This window comes from Polaromonas sp. YR568 (genome assembly GCF_943372955.1).
GTDB lineage: Bacteria > Pseudomonadota > Gammaproteobacteria > Burkholderiales > Burkholderiaceae_C > Polaromonas.
Window position 1 is genome coordinate 382,477 of record NZ_CALSAL010000001.1, and the last position, 15,958, is coordinate 398,434.

Annotated in this window: 15 protein-coding genes; 8 read left to right on the forward strand and 7 right to left on the reverse strand. The window is 64.2% G+C overall.

What is annotated here, in order from left to right; translation table 11 throughout:
* Positions 1 to 11 precede the first annotated feature (11 nt).
* On the reverse strand, positions 12 to 1,046 hold the full coding sequence (locus AAG793_RS01795) for an NADP-dependent oxidoreductase (RefSeq protein ID WP_341903200.1): 1,035 nt from the start codon (positions 1,044 to 1,046) through the stop codon (positions 12 to 14).
* A gap of 151 nt (positions 1,047 to 1,197) precedes the next feature.
* On the opposite strand from AAG793_RS01795, the gene maiA reads away from it, so the two are divergent.
* Positions 1,198 to 1,836: a maleylacetoacetate isomerase gene (gene maiA / locus AAG793_RS01800; protein ID WP_341903203.1), complete on the forward strand. Its 639-nt coding sequence runs from the start codon at positions 1,198 to 1,200 to the stop codon at positions 1,834 to 1,836.
* Positions 1,837 to 2,034: 198 nt separating this feature from the next.
* A complete protein-coding gene (pgeF, locus tag AAG793_RS01805; protein WP_341903204.1) occupies positions 2,035 to 2,868 on the forward strand; it encodes a peptidoglycan editing factor PgeF in 834 nt (277 codons plus the stop codon).
* Here the strand turns inward: pgeF and AAG793_RS01810 are convergent.
* Positions 2,770 to 3,129 (reverse strand): hypothetical protein, encoded by a 360-nt coding sequence (locus AAG793_RS01810; protein ID WP_341903206.1) that lies wholly within the window; start codon positions 3,127 to 3,129, stop codon positions 2,770 to 2,772. The genes pgeF and AAG793_RS01810 overlap by 99 nt on opposite strands.
* Before the next feature lie 123 nt (positions 3,130 to 3,252).
* On the opposite strand from AAG793_RS01810, the gene phaC reads away from it, so the two are divergent.
* The 4 genes from phaC to ybaL all read left to right on the forward strand — a co-directional run bounded on the left by phaC (position 3,253) and on the right by ybaL (position 9,078).
* Positions 3,253 to 4,995 carry a class I poly(R)-hydroxyalkanoic acid synthase gene (gene phaC / locus AAG793_RS01815; RefSeq protein WP_341903209.1) on the forward strand — a complete coding sequence of 581 codons (1,743 nt, stop codon included), beginning with the start codon at positions 3,253 to 3,255 and terminating at the stop codon, positions 4,993 to 4,995.
* A 74-nt stretch (positions 4,996 to 5,069) separates the two neighbouring features.
* Positions 5,070 to 6,248 carry an acetyl-CoA C-acetyltransferase gene (locus AAG793_RS01820; RefSeq protein WP_341903211.1) on the forward strand — a complete coding sequence of 393 codons (1,179 nt, stop codon included), beginning with the start codon at positions 5,070 to 5,072 and terminating at the stop codon, positions 6,246 to 6,248.
* Between the two features lie 88 nt (positions 6,249 to 6,336).
* Entirely contained in the window at positions 6,337 to 7,074 is a 738-nt protein-coding gene (gene phbB / locus AAG793_RS01825) for an acetoacetyl-CoA reductase (protein ID WP_341903213.1), read from the forward strand.
* Positions 7,075 to 7,362: 288 nt separating this feature from the next.
* Positions 7,363 to 9,078 (forward strand): YbaL family putative K(+) efflux transporter, encoded by a 1,716-nt coding sequence (gene ybaL / locus AAG793_RS01830; protein ID WP_341903217.1) that lies wholly within the window; start codon positions 7,363 to 7,365, stop codon positions 9,076 to 9,078.
* Here the strand turns inward: ybaL and AAG793_RS01835 are convergent, their stop codons facing one another.
* The 4 genes from AAG793_RS01835 to AAG793_RS01850 form a co-directional block, all read right to left on the reverse strand.
* Complete coding sequence (locus tag AAG793_RS01835) at positions 9,079 to 9,702, reverse strand: 2-hydroxychromene-2-carboxylate isomerase (RefSeq protein ID WP_341903220.1); 624 nt, start codon at positions 9,700 to 9,702, stop codon at positions 9,079 to 9,081.
* A gap of 82 nt (positions 9,703 to 9,784) precedes the next feature.
* Entirely contained in the window at positions 9,785 to 10,504 is a 720-nt protein-coding gene (locus tag AAG793_RS01840; protein ID WP_341903223.1) for a glutathione binding-like protein, read from the reverse strand.
* A 107-nt stretch (positions 10,505 to 10,611) separates the two neighbouring features.
* Positions 10,612 to 11,010 carry an RNA-binding protein gene (locus tag AAG793_RS01845; protein ID WP_341903226.1) on the reverse strand — a complete coding sequence of 133 codons (399 nt, stop codon included), beginning with the start codon at positions 11,008 to 11,010 and terminating at the stop codon, positions 10,612 to 10,614.
* A 136-nt stretch (positions 11,011 to 11,146) separates the two neighbouring features.
* Positions 11,147 to 13,000 (reverse strand): M14 family zinc carboxypeptidase, encoded by a 1,854-nt coding sequence (locus tag AAG793_RS01850; protein ID WP_341903228.1) that lies wholly within the window; start codon positions 12,998 to 13,000, stop codon positions 11,147 to 11,149.
* Positions 13,001 to 13,147: 147 nt separating this feature from the next.
* Here AAG793_RS01850 and dusA point away from each other — a divergent pair, with 147 nt between their 5' ends.
* Both dusA and AAG793_RS01860 read left to right on the forward strand, forming a co-directional pair.
* Entirely contained in the window at positions 13,148 to 14,200 is a 1,053-nt protein-coding gene (gene dusA, locus AAG793_RS01855) for a tRNA dihydrouridine(20/20a) synthase DusA (RefSeq protein ID WP_341903230.1), read from the forward strand.
* On the forward strand, positions 14,193 to 15,140 hold the full coding sequence (locus AAG793_RS01860) for a DMT family transporter (protein WP_341903233.1): 948 nt from the start codon (positions 14,193 to 14,195) through the stop codon (positions 15,138 to 15,140). The genes dusA and AAG793_RS01860 overlap by 8 nt, the downstream gene beginning before the upstream one ends.
* A gap of 45 nt (positions 15,141 to 15,185) precedes the next feature.
* Here AAG793_RS01860 and AAG793_RS01865 read toward each other — a convergent pair whose 3' ends face one another.
* Complete coding sequence (locus tag AAG793_RS01865) at positions 15,186 to 15,845, reverse strand: GntR family transcriptional regulator (RefSeq protein ID WP_341903236.1); 660 nt, start codon at positions 15,843 to 15,845, stop codon at positions 15,186 to 15,188.
* Between the last annotated feature and the right edge of the window lie 113 nt (positions 15,846 to 15,958).

A 15,958-nucleotide genomic window follows, 5' to 3' on the forward strand; every position in this document is an offset into this window, starting at 1 on the left:
GGGCGGGGTGCTCAGTCGCTTGCGACCTGCAGCACCAGCTTGCCGAAGTTCTCGCCGTTGAAGAGCTTGAGCAGCGTCTCCGGGAAGGTGTCCAGTCCGACGACCACGTCTTCCTTGCTTTTCATCTTCCCGGCTTTCAGGTAGCCCGCCATCTCGGCCACGCCGAGGTGATAGCGGTCGGCGTAGTCAAACACCACAATGCCCTCCATGCGTGCGCGGTTCACCAGCAGCGACAGGTAGTTCGCCGGGCCCTTCACCGGTGTAGTGTTGTTGTACTGGCTGATGGCCCCGCAGATGATGATGCGTGCGCCGCGCGTGATTCTCGCCAGCACCATGTCGAGAATGTCGCCGCCGACGTTGTCGAAGTACACGTCGACGCCCTTGGGGCAGTGCTCTTTCAGGCCGGCGCGCACGTCGCCGTTCTTGTAGTCGATGCAGGCGTCAAAGCCCAGTTCCTTGACGACCCAGTTGCATTTGGCCTGGCCACCGGCAATGCCGACCACGCGGCAACCCTTGATCTTCGCGATCTGGCCCACCGTCTGGCCCACGGCGCCGGCAGCACCCGAGACGACCACCGTCTCGCCCGCCTTGGGCTGGCCGACTTCCAGCAGACCGAAATAACCCGTCATGCCTGGCATGCCCAGCACGTTGAGCCAGGTGGTCAGCCCGAGGCGTGGGTCAATCTTGAACATACCGCTGCGCTTGATCTGGTCCTGCGGAATCAGGCAGTACTCCTGCACATCGAGGCCTGCATTCACGTAGTCGCCGACCGCGAAGGAGGGGTTTTGCGAGGCGATCACCTTGCCCACGCCGCCGGCGCGCATCACCGCGCCAATGTCCACCGGCGGGATGTAGCTCTTGCCTTCGTTCATCCAGCCGCGCATGGCCGGGTCCAGTGACAGGTACAGCGTTTTGACCAGCACGCCGCCCGGCCCCGGTTCGGCGACCGGCTCGGTGGTGAACTGCCAGTTGCTGCGGGTGGGCAGGCCCACCGGCCGGCTGGCAAGACGAATCTGGTGGTTGCTGAGGGAAGTGAGGGCGCTCATAGGTGTCTCCGCTGATGTGAATGTGTGACCTTGCGCATCGTAGCGACGCACGTGCGGCAGGGCAGTCGCGAAGGCGATTGAAGCCGCCGTACGCGGCGCGTACGGCCCGGACGAGGATCGCTGCGGCTAGGCACTGGTTTATGCTTTGGGCATGAAGCTGCACAACTATTTCCGTTCATCGGCGTCGTTCCGCGTCCGCATCGCGCTGGCGCTCAAGGGGCTGCCGTACGACTACGTGCCGGTGCACATTGCCAAAGGCGAGCACAAGAAGCCGCCGTATGTGAACCTGTCGGCGGACACGCTAGTGCCCTTGCTGGAAGTCGATGGTGAAAAGCTGTCCCAGTCGATGGCCATCATCGAGTACCTCGATGAAACCCACCCTGAGCCGCCGCTGCTGCCCGCCGATGCGGTCGGGCGCGCCAAGGTGCGCGCACTGGCACAGTCAATTGCCTGTGATCTGCACCCGGTCAACAACCTTCGCATCCTGAAGTACCTCGTCCATGTGCTGAAGGTGGACGAAGAAGCCAAAAACGCCTGGTACCGCCACTGGTGCCAGGAGGGCCTGGAGGCCTTCGAGCGGCAACTGGCCCAGTTGCCGCCGTCGACCTATTGCTACGGCAGCACACCCACGCTGGCCGATTGCTGTCTGGTGCCACAGATTTTCAACGCGCAGCGCTTCAAGGTGAGTTTTGACGGCTTGCCACGCACCATGGCGGCCTACGAGGCCTGCATGGGATTGCCAGCCTTCCAGCAGGCGCAGCCATCGGCTTGCCCGGACAACGAACCCTAAGATGCAGCCCCCACGTTCCCCACTTCGTGTGGTTCACGAGGCCTTGCAGGCCGCGGCTCGCGGGACGCTTCGCCTCTGTCGCCTGTCCAAAGCTGCTCAAGCAGCTTTGGAGCCGCAGGCTCCAGCCCCTCGGGGGCTAATTTTCCTCGGGGCGGCCCTTCGGAAAATTGGCCTGCCTATCCGGCCGCCGCTGCTGGCATGAATACAGGCTGGCTGATCCCCGACTGGCCCGCGCCCGCTGGTGTGGAGGCTGTCTTCACCACCCGCGCGGGCGGTGTGTCGGCAGCCCCCTGGGGCAGCCTGAACCTGGGTGACCATGTGGGCGACATGCCGGTGCATGTCAGTGCCAACCGGGCGCTGCTGTCGCAGGCCATTGATGCCCGGCCGGTGTTTCTGCGGCAAGTGCATGGCACCGAGGTGGCGCACCTCACGAGTTGCACGGAAGACGGCACCGAGGCCGACGCCTGCTTGACCGAAGTCGCCGGACTGGCGTGCACCATCATGGTGGCGGACTGCCTGCCGGTGTTACTGACGACAGCCGATGGCGCGGTGATCGCGGCGGCGCACGCAGGCTGGCGTGGTCTGGCGGGTGTGGGTGGCGTTGGCGTGCTGGAGTCCACCGTAGGGCGGCTGCGCGCAGTGGCCGGAGAGCTTTCGAAAAAGGCACCTGAAGTCTTGGCCTGGCTGGGCCCCTGCATTGGCCCGGCGGCGTTTGAGGTGGGGGCAGAGGTCAAGGCGGCGTTCGAAGCGGCCGATCCTGCGGCCGCGGCCTGCTTTGTGGCTCAATCTCCTTCTGATGGGGCGGGGGAGGCTGGCAGCGCGAAGTATCTGGCCGATCTGCCGGCTTTGGCGCGCTTGCGGCTGGCCGCGCTGGGGGTCAACCGGGTGTATGGCAACGACGGCAGTGCGCCGTGGTGCACCGTGGGCAACCCCTCAGAGTTCTTTTCCCACCGGCGGGACGCTGGCCGCTGTGCTGGCGCCAACGGCTCCGGCACCACCGGCCGCATGGCTGCCGCCATCTGGCGCGTGTGACAGCGGCGTGGCCTCGGGTGTTGCCGCGCCATTGGCCGCCAGATGCGCCGCCATGCTGCGCGCGCGCTCCTCGGCTTCGCGCTTTTTGAGGGCGCGGTTGCGAGCCGGTGTTCCCATCAGGTAAACCACCAATGCCGCTGGCCCTGCTCCGTAGAGTACAAAGGTCACCAGAGCGCCGAAAACCGTTCCCGTGCTGTTGGTGGCTTCGGCCACACTCATCATGAGCACGACGTAGATCCAGGCGATGACAACCAAATACATAAATCGTCCGTGATGGTCAGCAATTCAAAAGGAAATCCTACGATACTGGGGCAGTAGGGCATATCCAGCGGATATGCGGTGGTGTGGACTCAGCGGAGTTCACCAGAAGATCGAGGAGACATCATGAATTCTGACGCAAGCTGGGCCGGGGCGGCCCAACAGTTCCAGGAAACCTTGGGTGCCGGATGGCAACAGGCCATGGGGGCTTTTTCCGGTGCGGGCATGCCGCCCGGTTTCCCACAGATCAGCCTGGCTGGTCCCGGTGCTGCCGCTCCTGTGCTGCAGTTCGATGCGGCCAAGCTGCAGGCTCTCCAGAAAGACTACCTCGAAGAAGCGGCCGCCCTCTGGAACCAGGCACTGACTGGCGGTGGGGATGCGCCGGCTTTTTCAGACCGGCGCTTTTCGTCCGACGCCTGGAAGTCCAACCCGGTCTCCAAGTTCTCTGCAGCCGCTTACCTGCTGAACGCGCGCACCCTGATGGGGCTGGCCGAAGCTGTGGAAGGCGACGAGAAAACCCGCGCGCGGGTGCGCTTTGCGGTAGAGCAGTGGATGGCCGCTGCAGCACCCAGCAACTTTCTCGCCCTGAATGCCGAGGCGCAGCAAAAAGCGATTGCCACCCAGGGCGAGAGCATTGCCCAGGGCATCACCAACCTGCTGCACGACATCCGCCAGGGCCACGTCTCGATGACCGACGAGAGCGTGTTCGAGGTCGGCAAGAACGTCGCCACAACCGAAGGCGCAGTGGTCTTCGAAAACGAGTTCTTCCAGCTGCTGGAATACAAGCCCCTGACCGACAAGGTGCACGAACGGCCCTTCCTGCTGGTGCCGCCCTGCATCAACAAGTTCTACATCCTGGACCTGCAGCCCGACAACTCCTTCATCCGCTACGCGGTCGCGCAAGGGCACCGGACCTTTGTCGTCAGCTGGCGCAATCCCGATGAGTCGATGTCAGACAAGACCTGGGACGACTACATCGAGAACGCAGCCATCGAGGCCATCCACGTGGTGCAGGACATCACCGGTGCCAAGACCATCAACGCGCTGGGCTTCTGTGTCGGCGGCACCATCCTCGGCACGGCGCTTGCGGTGCTGGCAGCGCGGGGTGAAAAGCCGGTGGCCAGCGTCACGCTGCTGACCTCGCTGCTGGATTTCACCGACACCGGCATCCTCGACATCTTCATTGACGAGACCTCCGTCAAGTACCGCGAGGCTGAAATGGGCAAGGGCGGTCTGCTCAAGGGGCAGGACCTGGCTTCGACCTTCAGTTTTCTGCGGCCGAACGATCTGGTGTGGAACTATGTGGTGGGTAACTACCTTAAGGGCGAAACACCGCCGCCATTCGACCTGCTCTACTGGAACAGCGATTCGACCAACCTGCCGGGCCCGTTTTACGCCTGGTACCTGCGCAACACCTACTACGAGAACAACCTGGTCAAGCCCGGCAAGGCCGTGGTGTGCGGGGAGAAGATCGACCTGCGCAAGATCGACATGCCGGTGTACATCTACGGCTCGCGTGAAGACCACATCGTGCCCATCGGCGGCGCCTACGCCTCGACGCAGCAGTTGCCGGGCAAGAAGCGCTTCGTCATGGGTGCCTCGGGCCATATCGCGGGCGTCATCAACCCGCCCGCCAAGAAAAAGCGCAGCTTCTGGACCAACGACAAGCTGCCTGCAGGCAAGTTTCCGCCAGCCTCAGCCGACTGGCTGAAAACCGCGACCGAGCACCCTGGCAGCTGGTGGACCGACTGGGCCGCCTGGCTCAAGGGCCACGCCGGCAAACAGATCGCAGCGCCCAAAAATTACGGCAGTCGCACCTACAAGGTGATCGAGCCAGCGCCAGGCCGCTACGTCAAGGTCAAGGCCTGACCGGCGCGGCATCCGATACGGTCGCAATCTCATCACTCCACCATCACCCCTCACTTCATCACAAGGATCACTCCATGGAAGACATCGTTATCGTTGCAGCGGGCCGCACGGCCGTCGGCAAGTTCGGCGGCTCACTCGCCAAGATTCCAGCCACCGAACTGGGTGCAGCCGTCGTCAAGGCCGTGCTGGAGCGTTCCGGCCTGAGCGCCGACCTGCTCGGTGAAGTGATCATGGGCCAGGTGCTCACTGCCGGCGCGGGCCAGAACCCGGCACGTCAGGCGGTGGTCAAGGCTGGCTTGCCGCACGGTGTGCCCGGCCTGACCATCAACGCTGTGTGCGGCTCGGGCCTGAAAGCCGTGATGCTGGCAGCCCAGGCTGTGGCCACGGGCGACAGCGAAATCGTGATTGCCGGCGGCCAGGAAAACATGAGTGCCTCGCCCCATGTGCTCAATGGTTCGCGTGACGGCCAGCGCATGGGCGACTGGAAGATGATCGATTCCATGATCGTGGACGGCCTCTGGGACGTCTACAACCAGTACCACATGGGCATCACGGCCGAGAACGTGGCCAAGAAGTACGGCATTGACCGCGCTACCCAGGACGCGCTGGCGCTGGCCAGCCAGACCAAGGCAGCTGCCGCGCAGGACGCCGGCAAGTTCAAGGACGAGATCATCCCCATCACCATTCCCCAGAAAAAGGGCGACCCGGTGGTGTTTGCGGCAGACGAGTTCATCAACCGCAAGACCAGCGCCGAAGGCCTGGCAGGCTTGCGCCCGGCGTTTGACAAAGCCGGCGGCGTGACGGCGGGCAATGCATCGGGCATCAACGACGGCGCAGCGGCTGTGATGGTGATGACGGCGAAGAAGGCGGCAGCTCTGGGTCTCAAGCCGCTGGCCCGCATTGCCAGCTATGCCACCTCAGGTCTGGATCCGGCTTACATGGGCATGGGCCCGGTGCCTGCATCAACCAAGGCGCTGCAGCGCGCCGGCTGGAAGCCGCAGGACCTCGACCTGCTGGAGATCAACGAAGCCTTCGCCGCGCAGGCTTGCGCAGTGAACAAGGAAATGGGCTGGGACACCAGCAAGGTCAACGTCAATGGCGGCGCTATTGCCATCGGCCATCCGATTGGTGCATCCGGTTGCCGCATCCTGGTGACGCTGCTGCACGAGATGGTGCGCCGCGATGCGAAGAAGGGCATCGCCAGCCTGTGCATCGGCGGCGGCATGGGGGTTGCCCTCACACTTGAGCGCTGAATTTCAGATAGATTCATTGGGTCAGGACGGACGGCGGCGCAGCTTGCTGCCGAATCCGGACCAGCACAGTCAGAACCAGGAGAACATGATGACGAAACGAGTAGCGTATGTGACGGGTGGCATGGGCGGCATCGGTACCGCGATTTGCCAGCGGCTGGCCAAGGACGGCTTCACCGTGATCGCCGGTTGCGGTCCCACCCGCGACTTCACCAAGTGGCTCGATGAGCAGAAGGCGCTGGGTTATTCCTTCCACGCGTCGGTCGGCAATGTGGGCGACTGGGATTCCACCGTGGCAGCCTTCGACAAGGTCAAGGCCGAGCATGGCCACGTCAGCGTGCTGGTGAACAACGCCGGCATCACCCGCGACGGCCAGTTCCGCAAGATGAGCAAGGCCGATTGGGATGCCGTGATTTCGACCAACCTGAACAGCATGTTCAACGTGACCAAGCAGGTCATCGAAGGCATGATCGAATCCGGTTTTGGCCGCATCATCAACATCTCGTCGGTGAACGGCCAGAAGGGCCAGTTTGGCCAGGTCAACTACTCCACGGCCAAGGCGGGCCTGCACGGCTTCACCATGGCGCTGGCGCAGGAAGTGGCCTCCAAGGGCGTGACGGTCAACACCGTGAGCCCTGGCTACATCGGCACCGACATGGTCAAGGCGATTCGCCCCGACGTGCTGGAGAAAATCGTAGCGGGTGTGCCGGCCAAGCGCCTGGGTCAGCCGGAAGAAATTGCATCCATCATTTCGTGGATCGCATCGGACGAAGGCGGCTACGCCACGGGTGCTGACTTCTCGCTCAATGGCGGGTTGCACATGGGCTGAGTCCCGGGTCAGCCGCCGGGCAGCCTGCCTTCAAAGAAAAACCCGCCTCGGCGGGTTTTTCTTTGGCTGCGCTTCAGTCGAGTTTCAGGCGTTTCGTCTTCGCTTGTCTTTCTCGCGTGGCGTCGCGTTGCGGTTGTGGGGCCAAGAGCATGCCGAAGCTGCGCGAAGGGTCCGGGCACGCAGCTTGCACAGCAGCTGCAAATTGGGTGAACATTGTGCGGACCTGCCCTGCACAATCAGGCCTTGCTCCTGTCATTTCGAGCTTCCATCGGAAACAATTTCTGACCCATGCCCCATAACGTTTCATTGATCAGCACGGTAGCTGCAGGACTCGGCCTCGCGTTGATTTTTGGCTTTCTCGCCGTGCGGCTCCGCTTGCCTGCTCTTGTGGGCTATCTGCTTGCTGGCGTGCTGATCGGGCCATTCACGCCCGGTTTCGTGGCGGACGCAGGTATCGCCAGCCAACTGGCCGAGATCGGCGTGATGTTGCTCATGTTTGGCGTCGGCATGCATTTTTCGCTCAAGGACCTGCTGGCGGTGCGCAAGATTGCCGTGCCGGGTGCTGTGGTGCAAATGGCTGTGGCCACGTCGCTGGGCATGGGCCTTGCGCTCTGGTGGGGCTGGAATCCTGGTGGCGCGTTGGTGTTTGGTCTTTCCCTTTCCGTCGCCAGTACGGTGGTGCTGTTACGGGCACTGGAGAGCCGAGGGATTCTCGACTCGGTCAACGGGCGAATCGCCGTGGGGTGGCTGGTCGTCGAGGACCTTGCCATGGTGCTCGTGCTGGTGCTGTTGCCCCCGCTGGGCGGGTGGCTGTCAGGGCAGGGGGGGACTGATGTCAACGCGCTCTGGCGAACGCTCGGCCTCACCTTGCTGCAGGTGGGCGGTTTTCTGGCCCTGATGCTGGTGGTGGGGAGGCGTTTTTTTCCATGGCTGTTGTGGCAAGTGCAGCGCACGGGCTCACGGGAACTGTTCACGCTCTGCGTGGTCGCGGCAGCGGTGAGCATTGCGTTCGGTGCCACGGCCCTGTTCGGCGTCTCTTTTGCACTGGGCGCGTTCTTTGCCGGGGTGGTCATGCGCGAGTCGGAGTTCAGTCACCGCGCCGCCGAGGAGTCTCTTCCCCTTCGCGACGCTTTCGCGGTGCTGTTCTTTGTTTCGGTGGGGATGTTGTTTGACCCCCGGGTGCTGATTGAGCGGCCCTTTCAGGTGCTGGCGGTGGTCAGCATCATCATCGTCGGGAAGACGCTGGCAGCCGGTGCGCTGGTGATGGCGTTCCGCTACCCGCTCAACACGGCGCTCACCGTATCGGCCAGTCTGGCCCAGATTGGCGAGTTCTCGTTCATTCTGGTCGGACTGGGCGCGACGCTCAATCTCCTGCCGCCCGAAGGTCAAAGTCTGGTGCTGGCAGGTGCGCTGATTTCCATTGCTCTCAACCAGGTGGTTTTTGGGGTGGTCGAGCCTTTACAGAAATGGATACTGGCCAAGTCGCCCCTGGCGCGCCGGCTTGAGTCGCGAGACGATCCCACCGCCGAACTGCCGTTCAATACCGACGAGAAATACCTGTCGCGCCAGGTCGTGCTGGTTGGCTACGGGTGGGTTGGGCGGCGCATCGCCAAGGCGCTCACGGCCCACCAGATTCCTTTCGTGGTGGCTGAACAGAACCGCGAGACCGTAGAGCGTCTGCGGGCCAAGGGCGTGGCCGCCGTGTCTGGCGATGCCGTGGAGCCCGAAGTGCTGATTCAGGCTCACATCGCGCACGCGCGCATGCTGGTGATCGCCACGCCCGACACGCTGGATGTGCGCCAGATGGTGGCAACCGCCCGCGCGCTCAATCCGGGCATCGAGATTGTGGTGCGTACCCACAACGAGGCAGAGGCCAGGCTCCTTGAGAGTGAAAACACTGGCAAAGTTTTTCTGGACCAGGAAGAACTCGCGCAAGCGATGACCCGTCACGTGCTGGAGCGGTCAAGGGCTGCCGCCAGCGCAACGCCTCCGGCGATTTCCTGATCAGCGATTTGCCGCGCGCCGCCGCAACACGGCAGAGCGCACCAGCGGCAGGCGGTCGTTGCCGAAATACATGTCGTCACCCACGAAGAAGGTGGGCGCACCGAAGGCGCCGCGGCGAATCGCTTCGTCGGTGTTGGTCTTGAGCTGCTCCTTGATATCGGCCTGGGCGATGCCTGCCAGAAAGGCATCAGCGTCAATGCCAACGCTGCGGCAGATCGCGGCCAGCACGTCGTCCTGCGAAATGTCTTCCTCGCGGGTGAAATAGGCGGCAAACGTGGCTTCGATGAAGGGCAGGTAATGTGCTCTTGCCGCGGCGTCCTGCGCGATCCAGATGCAGCCGCGCATGGCTTTGACGCTGTTGACCGGGAACACCTTGGGCGGGAAGTGGAGGGTGAGGCCGTATTCACGGGCGTTGTCCTGAACGTCCTTGAGCATGTAGCGGTTCTTGGGCGCGTTCATGTCTTCGCGCGAGGCGTAAATGCCCTTGTTCACCGTGTTGAAGATGCCGCCTACCAGCACAGGGCGCCAGCTGATGGGTTCGTCCAGTGCAGCCGCCAGTGGCTGGATGTTGCGAAAAGCAATGTAGGTCCAGGGGCTGGAGCAGTCGAAGAAGAATTCGATCATGGGGGTGTGGTCAAAGACCGTGTGATTGAGGGGAGAAGGTAAGGGAAGGGAAGGGACGGGAAGGGAAGGGAAGGGTGAAAGATCAGGGTGCTTTGTGCTCGCCGCCCCGGATGCTCTGCGCGGTCTGGCCGAACAGTGCCTTGCGTGCTTCCTCGGTCAAGGCGGGCGCGCGCAGCGCCTTGCCGAGGTCCAGCCCTTTCTTCACGGCCGGGCGCTGGAACAGCGTGTCGTACCAGCGCTGTACATGCGGAAAACGGGTGAGAGCCACCTGCTGCGCCTTGTGGGTGCGCACCCACGGGAAAATCGCCATGTCGGCCACCGAGTAATCGGCGCCAGCCACAAAGGCCTGCGTGCGTTCAAGCTGGGCGTCGAGCACCCCGTAGAGGCGGTCTACCTCCTTGCCGTAGCGCTCCATCGCGTAAGGTACCTTCTCGGGCGCGTACAGCAGGAAGTGCCCGTTTTGCCCAGCCATCGGCCCCAGGCCGCCCATCTGCCACATCAACCACTGCATCACCTGGTAGCGTTCCCGCACCTCGGTGGGAAGAAATCGACCCGTCTTCTCGGCCAGGTACAGCAGGATCGCACCGCTCTCGAAAACAGCCACCGGGTCGCCACCGCCAGCGGGCGCATGGTCCACGATAGCCGGCATGCGGTTATTGGGGCTGATGTCCAGAAACTCGGGAGCAAATTGCTCGCCTTTGCCGATGTTGACGGGCCGCAGCGTGTAGGGCAGGCCGCACTCTTCGAGCATGATGGAAATCTTCCATCCGTTGGGTGTGGGCCAGTAATAAAGGTCAATCATGGGCTGGGTTTTCGGCTCATCGGCTGTCGCACCGGGGCCATTCAGTGTGCCTCAAAACCAGTCGTCGACCTGGCTGCGTTGTCGCAGCGCGGACAGCGGGGCCGTGCCTATTCGAGGTCTTCAATCGCCAGCAGGTGGTAGCGCTGGGCATAGGAGAACGGGCGCTCACGCACCAGCTTCATCAGCGCTTCGGCAGTCTCGTCGGAGTCTACGGCCACCATCAGGGCATGGTCGCCGTCGCGGGCCAGGTCGATGTATTTGCGCACGGTGGCGCTTTCCGTTCCCACGCCCGGAAGGGCGATGTCGGCGTTGTGGTCTTCCATCTGGCCGATCTGGCCCATCACATCTTCTGGCGTGAGCAGCATGATGTCCTCGCTCTGCCCGGCGAATGCAGTGGCCACCTGCCGGGCATCTTCTGCATCGGGGAACATGATGACGGCGTAGCCTTTCGGGTAGAACACGCCGCCCAGGCTCAGCATCTTGGGGGAAAGTACAAAGTTCTTCATGGCAGCCCTTTCGTTCGTTGGAACTCCCATTCCAGCGCGTAAAGAGCGGCCCGCGGGTCAGCCAGGGCGGCGTTGGCGTGTCAGACACAGACTTCCCGCTGGGGTCAACCTGCCCGGTCAGGGGCGCCGGGTGAACTCAGGGCAGCTCTTCGAGCCGCACCGCCGGGTCGGCCATCACCCGCACCGTGTGTTGCAGGGCCGGAATCAGCCGGTTGGCAAAAAAGCTGTCTGGCGCATCGGGCTCCAGCGCGGCCAGCGCCAGGTTGGCCAGCGGCTGATTCAGCGGCACGAAAAAGCTGCCGCGCGGAACATCGACGACGCCGCGCGTCACGTTGACCTGCACCCTGATACCGGCATCGGTGTCTGCGCGGTTGGTCTCCTGGTATCGGTCACCCAGCATGGAGCCTGCCTCGGCCACGCGGAACACCTGAACGCCCTGCAGGCGAAGGCGCTCGACGGCTGTGGCCGCGCTGGCGTCCAGCCAGTAGCCACAGGGCCGGGCGCGGGCTTTGAGCGGCCGCAGTGCGAGGGCCGAATCCCAGTCCACCATAACCGGCTTGTCGGCACCTGTGGCCGGGTCCAGCAGCATCAGCTCGTAGCGCGCCGGTGTCAGGCCGGCCTCGATCACAGCGTCGCCTTTGCAGGCCATTGCGCTGGTTTCTTTTTCAACATAGGGCCGCAGCTGCCCCAACTCGCTGGCGCGCTGCGCCGTGCTGGCCAATACGCTGGTGATGGCGGTCACGTGGGTGTGCACGCGGCGTTGCAGATCCAGCCGCCCGATGCCCGCACCACGCGTTTCAATCTGCAGGCTGATAACGTTTTTCAGGCCGTTCACATTGCGGCTCGCATCCAGCCGGGCGCCACCCATCGCCACTTTCTTGTCAGCCAGATCACCGGAGGTGGTGTGGTACCACTCACCATTGAGGCCGCGTGTTCTCAGCGCCGCCAGCAGCGGGCGGCGGTACCACTCTTCGGCGGCCTTGGTGAGAAACTCGGGCAGGTTGGCGGTGGTCGGATACTGGATGAGCGCATCGAATTTCTGGATGCCACCGAACTTCTCCAGGTACGGGGCCATCACGGTGTATTCGTGGGCGTCCAGCACCACGGTGGGCCGGTAGTCGCGTTGCAGACGGGCCAGGGCCTGGGCTTCTGGCGTGGCAAGCAGCAGGTGGTCGCGGTGCATGTCCGTGCCGTTGGCCGTGACAGCCCGTCCGCTGGCGGCACCGTCCGGGTTGGCGCGCGGCACGATGATCACGTTGACGCGCTCCAGCGACGGCTGCAGCAGCCCCTGCGCCAGCTCGCGCGCAATCACCAGCAGTGCCTCGCTGCCAGCGGGCTCGTCGCCATGCTGCTGGCCGACCAGCAACACCGTCGGATGACCGTTGGCCGCCACGGCAGCGGGGTCGGTACTGGCGGCGCGGGTCAACAGCAGGGCTTCGATCGGTTCGCCGCGTTGCGATGTTCCGATGGAGAGCACCGCCGACTTGATGCCTGCGCGCGACGCGGCGCTGCCTTGCTCGCGCAGCCAGCCCTGCATTTCGCTGGTGGAGGTGTAGCTGGTTCTGCCGGCCTGCAGGCCGGGGGTGCTGTAGATCACCGACGGTGCGGGAAAGCGCGCCGCGACGGCCGCGCTGTAGGGCAGGGCGGCTGCAGTGGGCGCCACCACAGCGGGAGCGCTTGCTGCAGGGGGTGAGACCTGCGGCAGCGATGGCGGTGGGACAGGCGTGACCTGCACGCCCGTCGATGCGGGGGCAGGCTGTGGCGCTTGTTGCACTTGCGGCGCCGAAGTGGGCGCCGGGCTGCTGGCTGGCCGAATGGGTGCCGGCACCCAGGTGGGCAGCGGCACCGATGTGCAGCCCGCCAGACCGATGACTGCCAGTGCCAGCAGCGAACGAGTCACGCAGACGCCAGCGGCGGCATCACGGCGCAAGGGCTGATCGCTAAATTGATCGGTGAGGCGAGGGATGGCCAGTGAAGGGGGAGTTCTCATTCGGTGTCCTGCTCGGCTGCTGACGGCGGTACGGGGGAGGGGTGGCGCCGTCATCGTCGTGGTGTGACGGAGAAAGGTTGAGCCATGTTAACCGTGGCCGAAGTTTCGGTGCCACAGGTAAACCACGGGTTTCTGGGAAAATGGGGAATGACTGATTTGCCCCCGCTTCCGCCAGCCGTGGCGCCCGCACGCCCTGTGCTGCCCTGGCGCATGAGCGTGGCCCCGATGATGGACTGGACTGATCGGCACTGCCGGTACTTCCATCGCCTGCTGTCGTCGCGTGCCCTGCTGTACACCGAGATGGTCACTACGGGTGCGCTGATTCATGGCGACGTGCCGCGCCACCTGCGTTTCAATGCCGAAGAGCACCCGGTGGCCCTGCAACTGGGCGGTAGCGAGCCCGCCGATCTGGCGCGCAGCGCGCAGTTGGGCGAGCAATGGGGCTATGACGAGATCAACCTCAACTGTGGCTGCCCCAGCGAACGGGTGCAGCGGGGCGCATTTGGTGCCTGCCTGATGGCCGAGCCGCAGCTGGTGGCGGATTGCGTGAAGGCCATGGTCGATGTGGTGAGCGTGCCCGTCACCGTGAAGCACCGCATTGGCATCGACAAGGGAGAAAGCTACGGCTTTGTGCGCGACTTCGTGGGCACCGTCAGTGAAGCGGGCTGCAATGTGTTCATCGTCCATGCGCGTAATGCCTGGCTCAAGGGCCTCAGCCCGAAAGAAAACCGCGAGGTCCCGCCTTTGCGTTACGACCTGGTGCACCAGCTCAAGCGCGAATTTCCGCAGCTCACCCTCTGCATCAATGGGGGCCTCACCACCAGCGAGCAGGTTGCAACCCAGCTGCAGGCGCTCGACGGCGTGATGATCGGCCGCGAGGCTTATCACAACCCGTGGTGGCTGGCCTCGTGGGACCGTGAGTTTCTCGCCGCCACACCCAGCCCGAACAACTTGACCCGCGAACACGTTGAAGCGGCCATGTGCGACTACATGCTGCGCGAAAAGCGCGACCACGGCACGCCCTGGAGCGCCATTGCCCGCCACATGCTGGGCCTTCGCAACGGCCTGCCCGGTGCGCGCCGCTGGCGCCAGGTGTGGAGCGACCACACTCTGCGCGATTTGTCGCCCCATGCGGTGATGGCGCGTGCGCACGCGGCTTCGCAACCTTTCGAATCGGCCACGGAAGCGGTGCATGCCTGACGCGGCGGCACGGCAGACCCGGCTGGCCCTGACCCTGGTGTGGCTGGTGCCTGCACTGTGGGCCGTCAATTACATCGTGGCCCGCAAGGCGCCCAGCATCATCGGCCCCTATCTGCTGGCTTTTGGCCGATGGGGGCTGGCGGCGCTGGTCCTGCTGGTGCTGGGGGGCGCAGAGCTCTGGCGGCATCGCCAGCACCTGCGGCAGGTCTGGCCCCAGTATCTGGTGCTTGGCGCGCTCGGCATGCTGATCTGCGGCGCGTGGGTGTACGAAGGCGCCCGCTCCACCGGGGCCATGAACATTGCGCTGATTTATTCCGCCTCGCCGGTGCTGATTGGCGTGGGCGCGGTGTGGTGGCTGAACGAGCGGTTCACGGCCAAGCAGGCTGTGGGTGTGGCGCTGGCCCTGGGCGGCGTGGTGCATGTGGTGGTCAAAGGGCACTGGATGGCCCTGGCCGAGGTGCAGTTTGTGGCGGGTGACGCGTGGATACTGGCCGCCACCGTGGCCTGGGCTGCTTACGCGCTGCTGCAGAAAAAGTGGCCTAGTCCGCTCAGTGCCACGGCGCGCCTGGCAGCCATCTGCACCGGCGGGGTGATCGTGCTGCTGCCGTTCACGGTGTGGGAGCTGCAGCAGCCAGGGCTGACGCAGTGGGGCTGGCCTGCTTTCTGGCTGGTGGTGGTGGCGGCGCTGGTGCCCGGTCTGGGCGCCTACTGGATTTATGGCTGGGCGCAACGGGTGCTGGGCGCCAGCCGCGTGGCGGTGTCGCTGTACCTCGGCCCGCTTTACGCTGCCGGTGCCGCCTGGGTGCTGGGCGAGCCGCCGGGCTGGCACCACCTTGGCGGGGCGCTGCTGATTCTGCCCGGGGTGTTTCTGGTCACCAGCCGGCCTGCGCCCCCCTCACCACCGGCAAGGCCCGACGCGGACAAAAATCGGGTTGCCTGAGCAGGTCGCCCAAGCGGGTTGCCCGAGCGGGTTGGCTGAGCCTGTTCAGGCTGCCGCTTCCAGCCCGCTGCGAAAGTGCTCCTGCATGCGCTGTGCCGTCGTCTGCGGATCGCGGGTGTTCAGCGCCTGCATGATGGCGCGGTGCTCGGCCAGCGACTCCTCGATACGGCCGCTCTTGAGCAGGGAGTTGTGCCGGTTGAGCTTCATTACCTTGCGCAGGTCGGCCACCATCTGGTCGCGCCAACGGTTGTCGGCAATCTCCAGCAGGCGCATGTGGAACTTCTCGTTGATCTCGAAGAAGCGCTCGCGGTCCCCGGTGGATTTTTCCAGCTCGTTGTGCAGCGCCTGCAGCTCCTTGATCTGGGCGTCGGTGGCCCGTGTGGCCACCACGCCGGCTGCATCGCTCTCGAGCAGTGCCAGTAGGTGGTACACGTCGGTCAGGTCGCGTTCAGACACTTCCGTCACGTAGGCACCCCGGCGCACCTTCATGGTCACCAGGCCTTCGGTGGCCAGCACCTTCAGCGCTTCGCGCAGGGGGGTGCGGCTGATGCCGTATTCCTCGGCGAGCTTGAGTTCGTCGATCCAGCTGCCGGGCGTCAGCTCGCGGCTGAAAATGCGCTGGCGCAGCAGCTCGGCCACTTCTTCATAGAGCGGACGGGGTGCCAGCGACGCGGCAGCGCGGGATCGTGAAGCAGTGGCGTTCATGGCCGCAGATTGTAAGCCGGGATGAATATTTTGAATCAATAATTATAAATAACGTAAACTTGCTGCACTTCGCCAACTTTCCTTGAGACCGTTCCGGCATGGCTGGCCCTCGG

Coding starts and splice junctions, on each gene's coding strand:
- maiA (WP_341903203.1), top strand. CDS start 1,198: ATGAAGCTGCACAACTATTTCCGTTCATCGGCGTCGTTCCGCGTCCGC.
- AAG793_RS01845 (WP_341903226.1), bottom strand. CDS start 11,010: ATGAAGAACTTTGTACTTTCCCCCAAGATGCTGAGCCTGGGCGGCGTG.
- AAG793_RS01835 (WP_341903220.1), bottom strand. CDS start 9,702: ATGATCGAATTCTTCTTCGACTGCTCCAGCCCCTGGACCTACATTGCT.
- phbB (WP_341903213.1), top strand. CDS start 6,337: ATGACGAAACGAGTAGCGTATGTGACGGGTGGCATGGGCGGCATCGGT.
- phaC (WP_341903209.1), top strand. CDS start 3,253: ATGAATTCTGACGCAAGCTGGGCCGGGGCGGCCCAACAGTTCCAGGAA.
- AAG793_RS01820 (WP_341903211.1), top strand. CDS start 5,070: ATGGAAGACATCGTTATCGTTGCAGCGGGCCGCACGGCCGTCGGCAAG.
- AAG793_RS01795 (WP_341903200.1), bottom strand. CDS start 1,046: ATGAGCGCCCTCACTTCCCTCAGCAACCACCAGATTCGTCTTGCCAGC.
- AAG793_RS01860 (WP_341903233.1), top strand. CDS start 14,193: ATGCCTGACGCGGCGGCACGGCAGACCCGGCTGGCCCTGACCCTGGTG.
- dusA (WP_341903230.1), top strand. CDS start 13,148: ATGACTGATTTGCCCCCGCTTCCGCCAGCCGTGGCGCCCGCACGCCCT.
- AAG793_RS01865 (WP_341903236.1), bottom strand. CDS start 15,845: ATGAACGCCACTGCTTCACGATCCCGCGCTGCCGCGTCGCTGGCACCC.
- AAG793_RS01810 (WP_341903206.1), bottom strand. CDS start 3,129: ATGTATTTGGTTGTCATCGCCTGGATCTACGTCGTGCTCATGATGAGT.
- AAG793_RS01840 (WP_341903223.1), bottom strand. CDS start 10,504: ATGATTGACCTTTATTACTGGCCCACACCCAACGGATGGAAGATTTCC.
- ybaL (WP_341903217.1), top strand. CDS start 7,363: ATGCCCCATAACGTTTCATTGATCAGCACGGTAGCTGCAGGACTCGGC.
- AAG793_RS01850 (WP_341903228.1), bottom strand. CDS start 13,000: ATGAGAACTCCCCCTTCACTGGCCATCCCTCGCCTCACCGATCAATTT.
- pgeF (WP_341903204.1), top strand. CDS start 2,035: ATGAATACAGGCTGGCTGATCCCCGACTGGCCCGCGCCCGCTGGTGTG.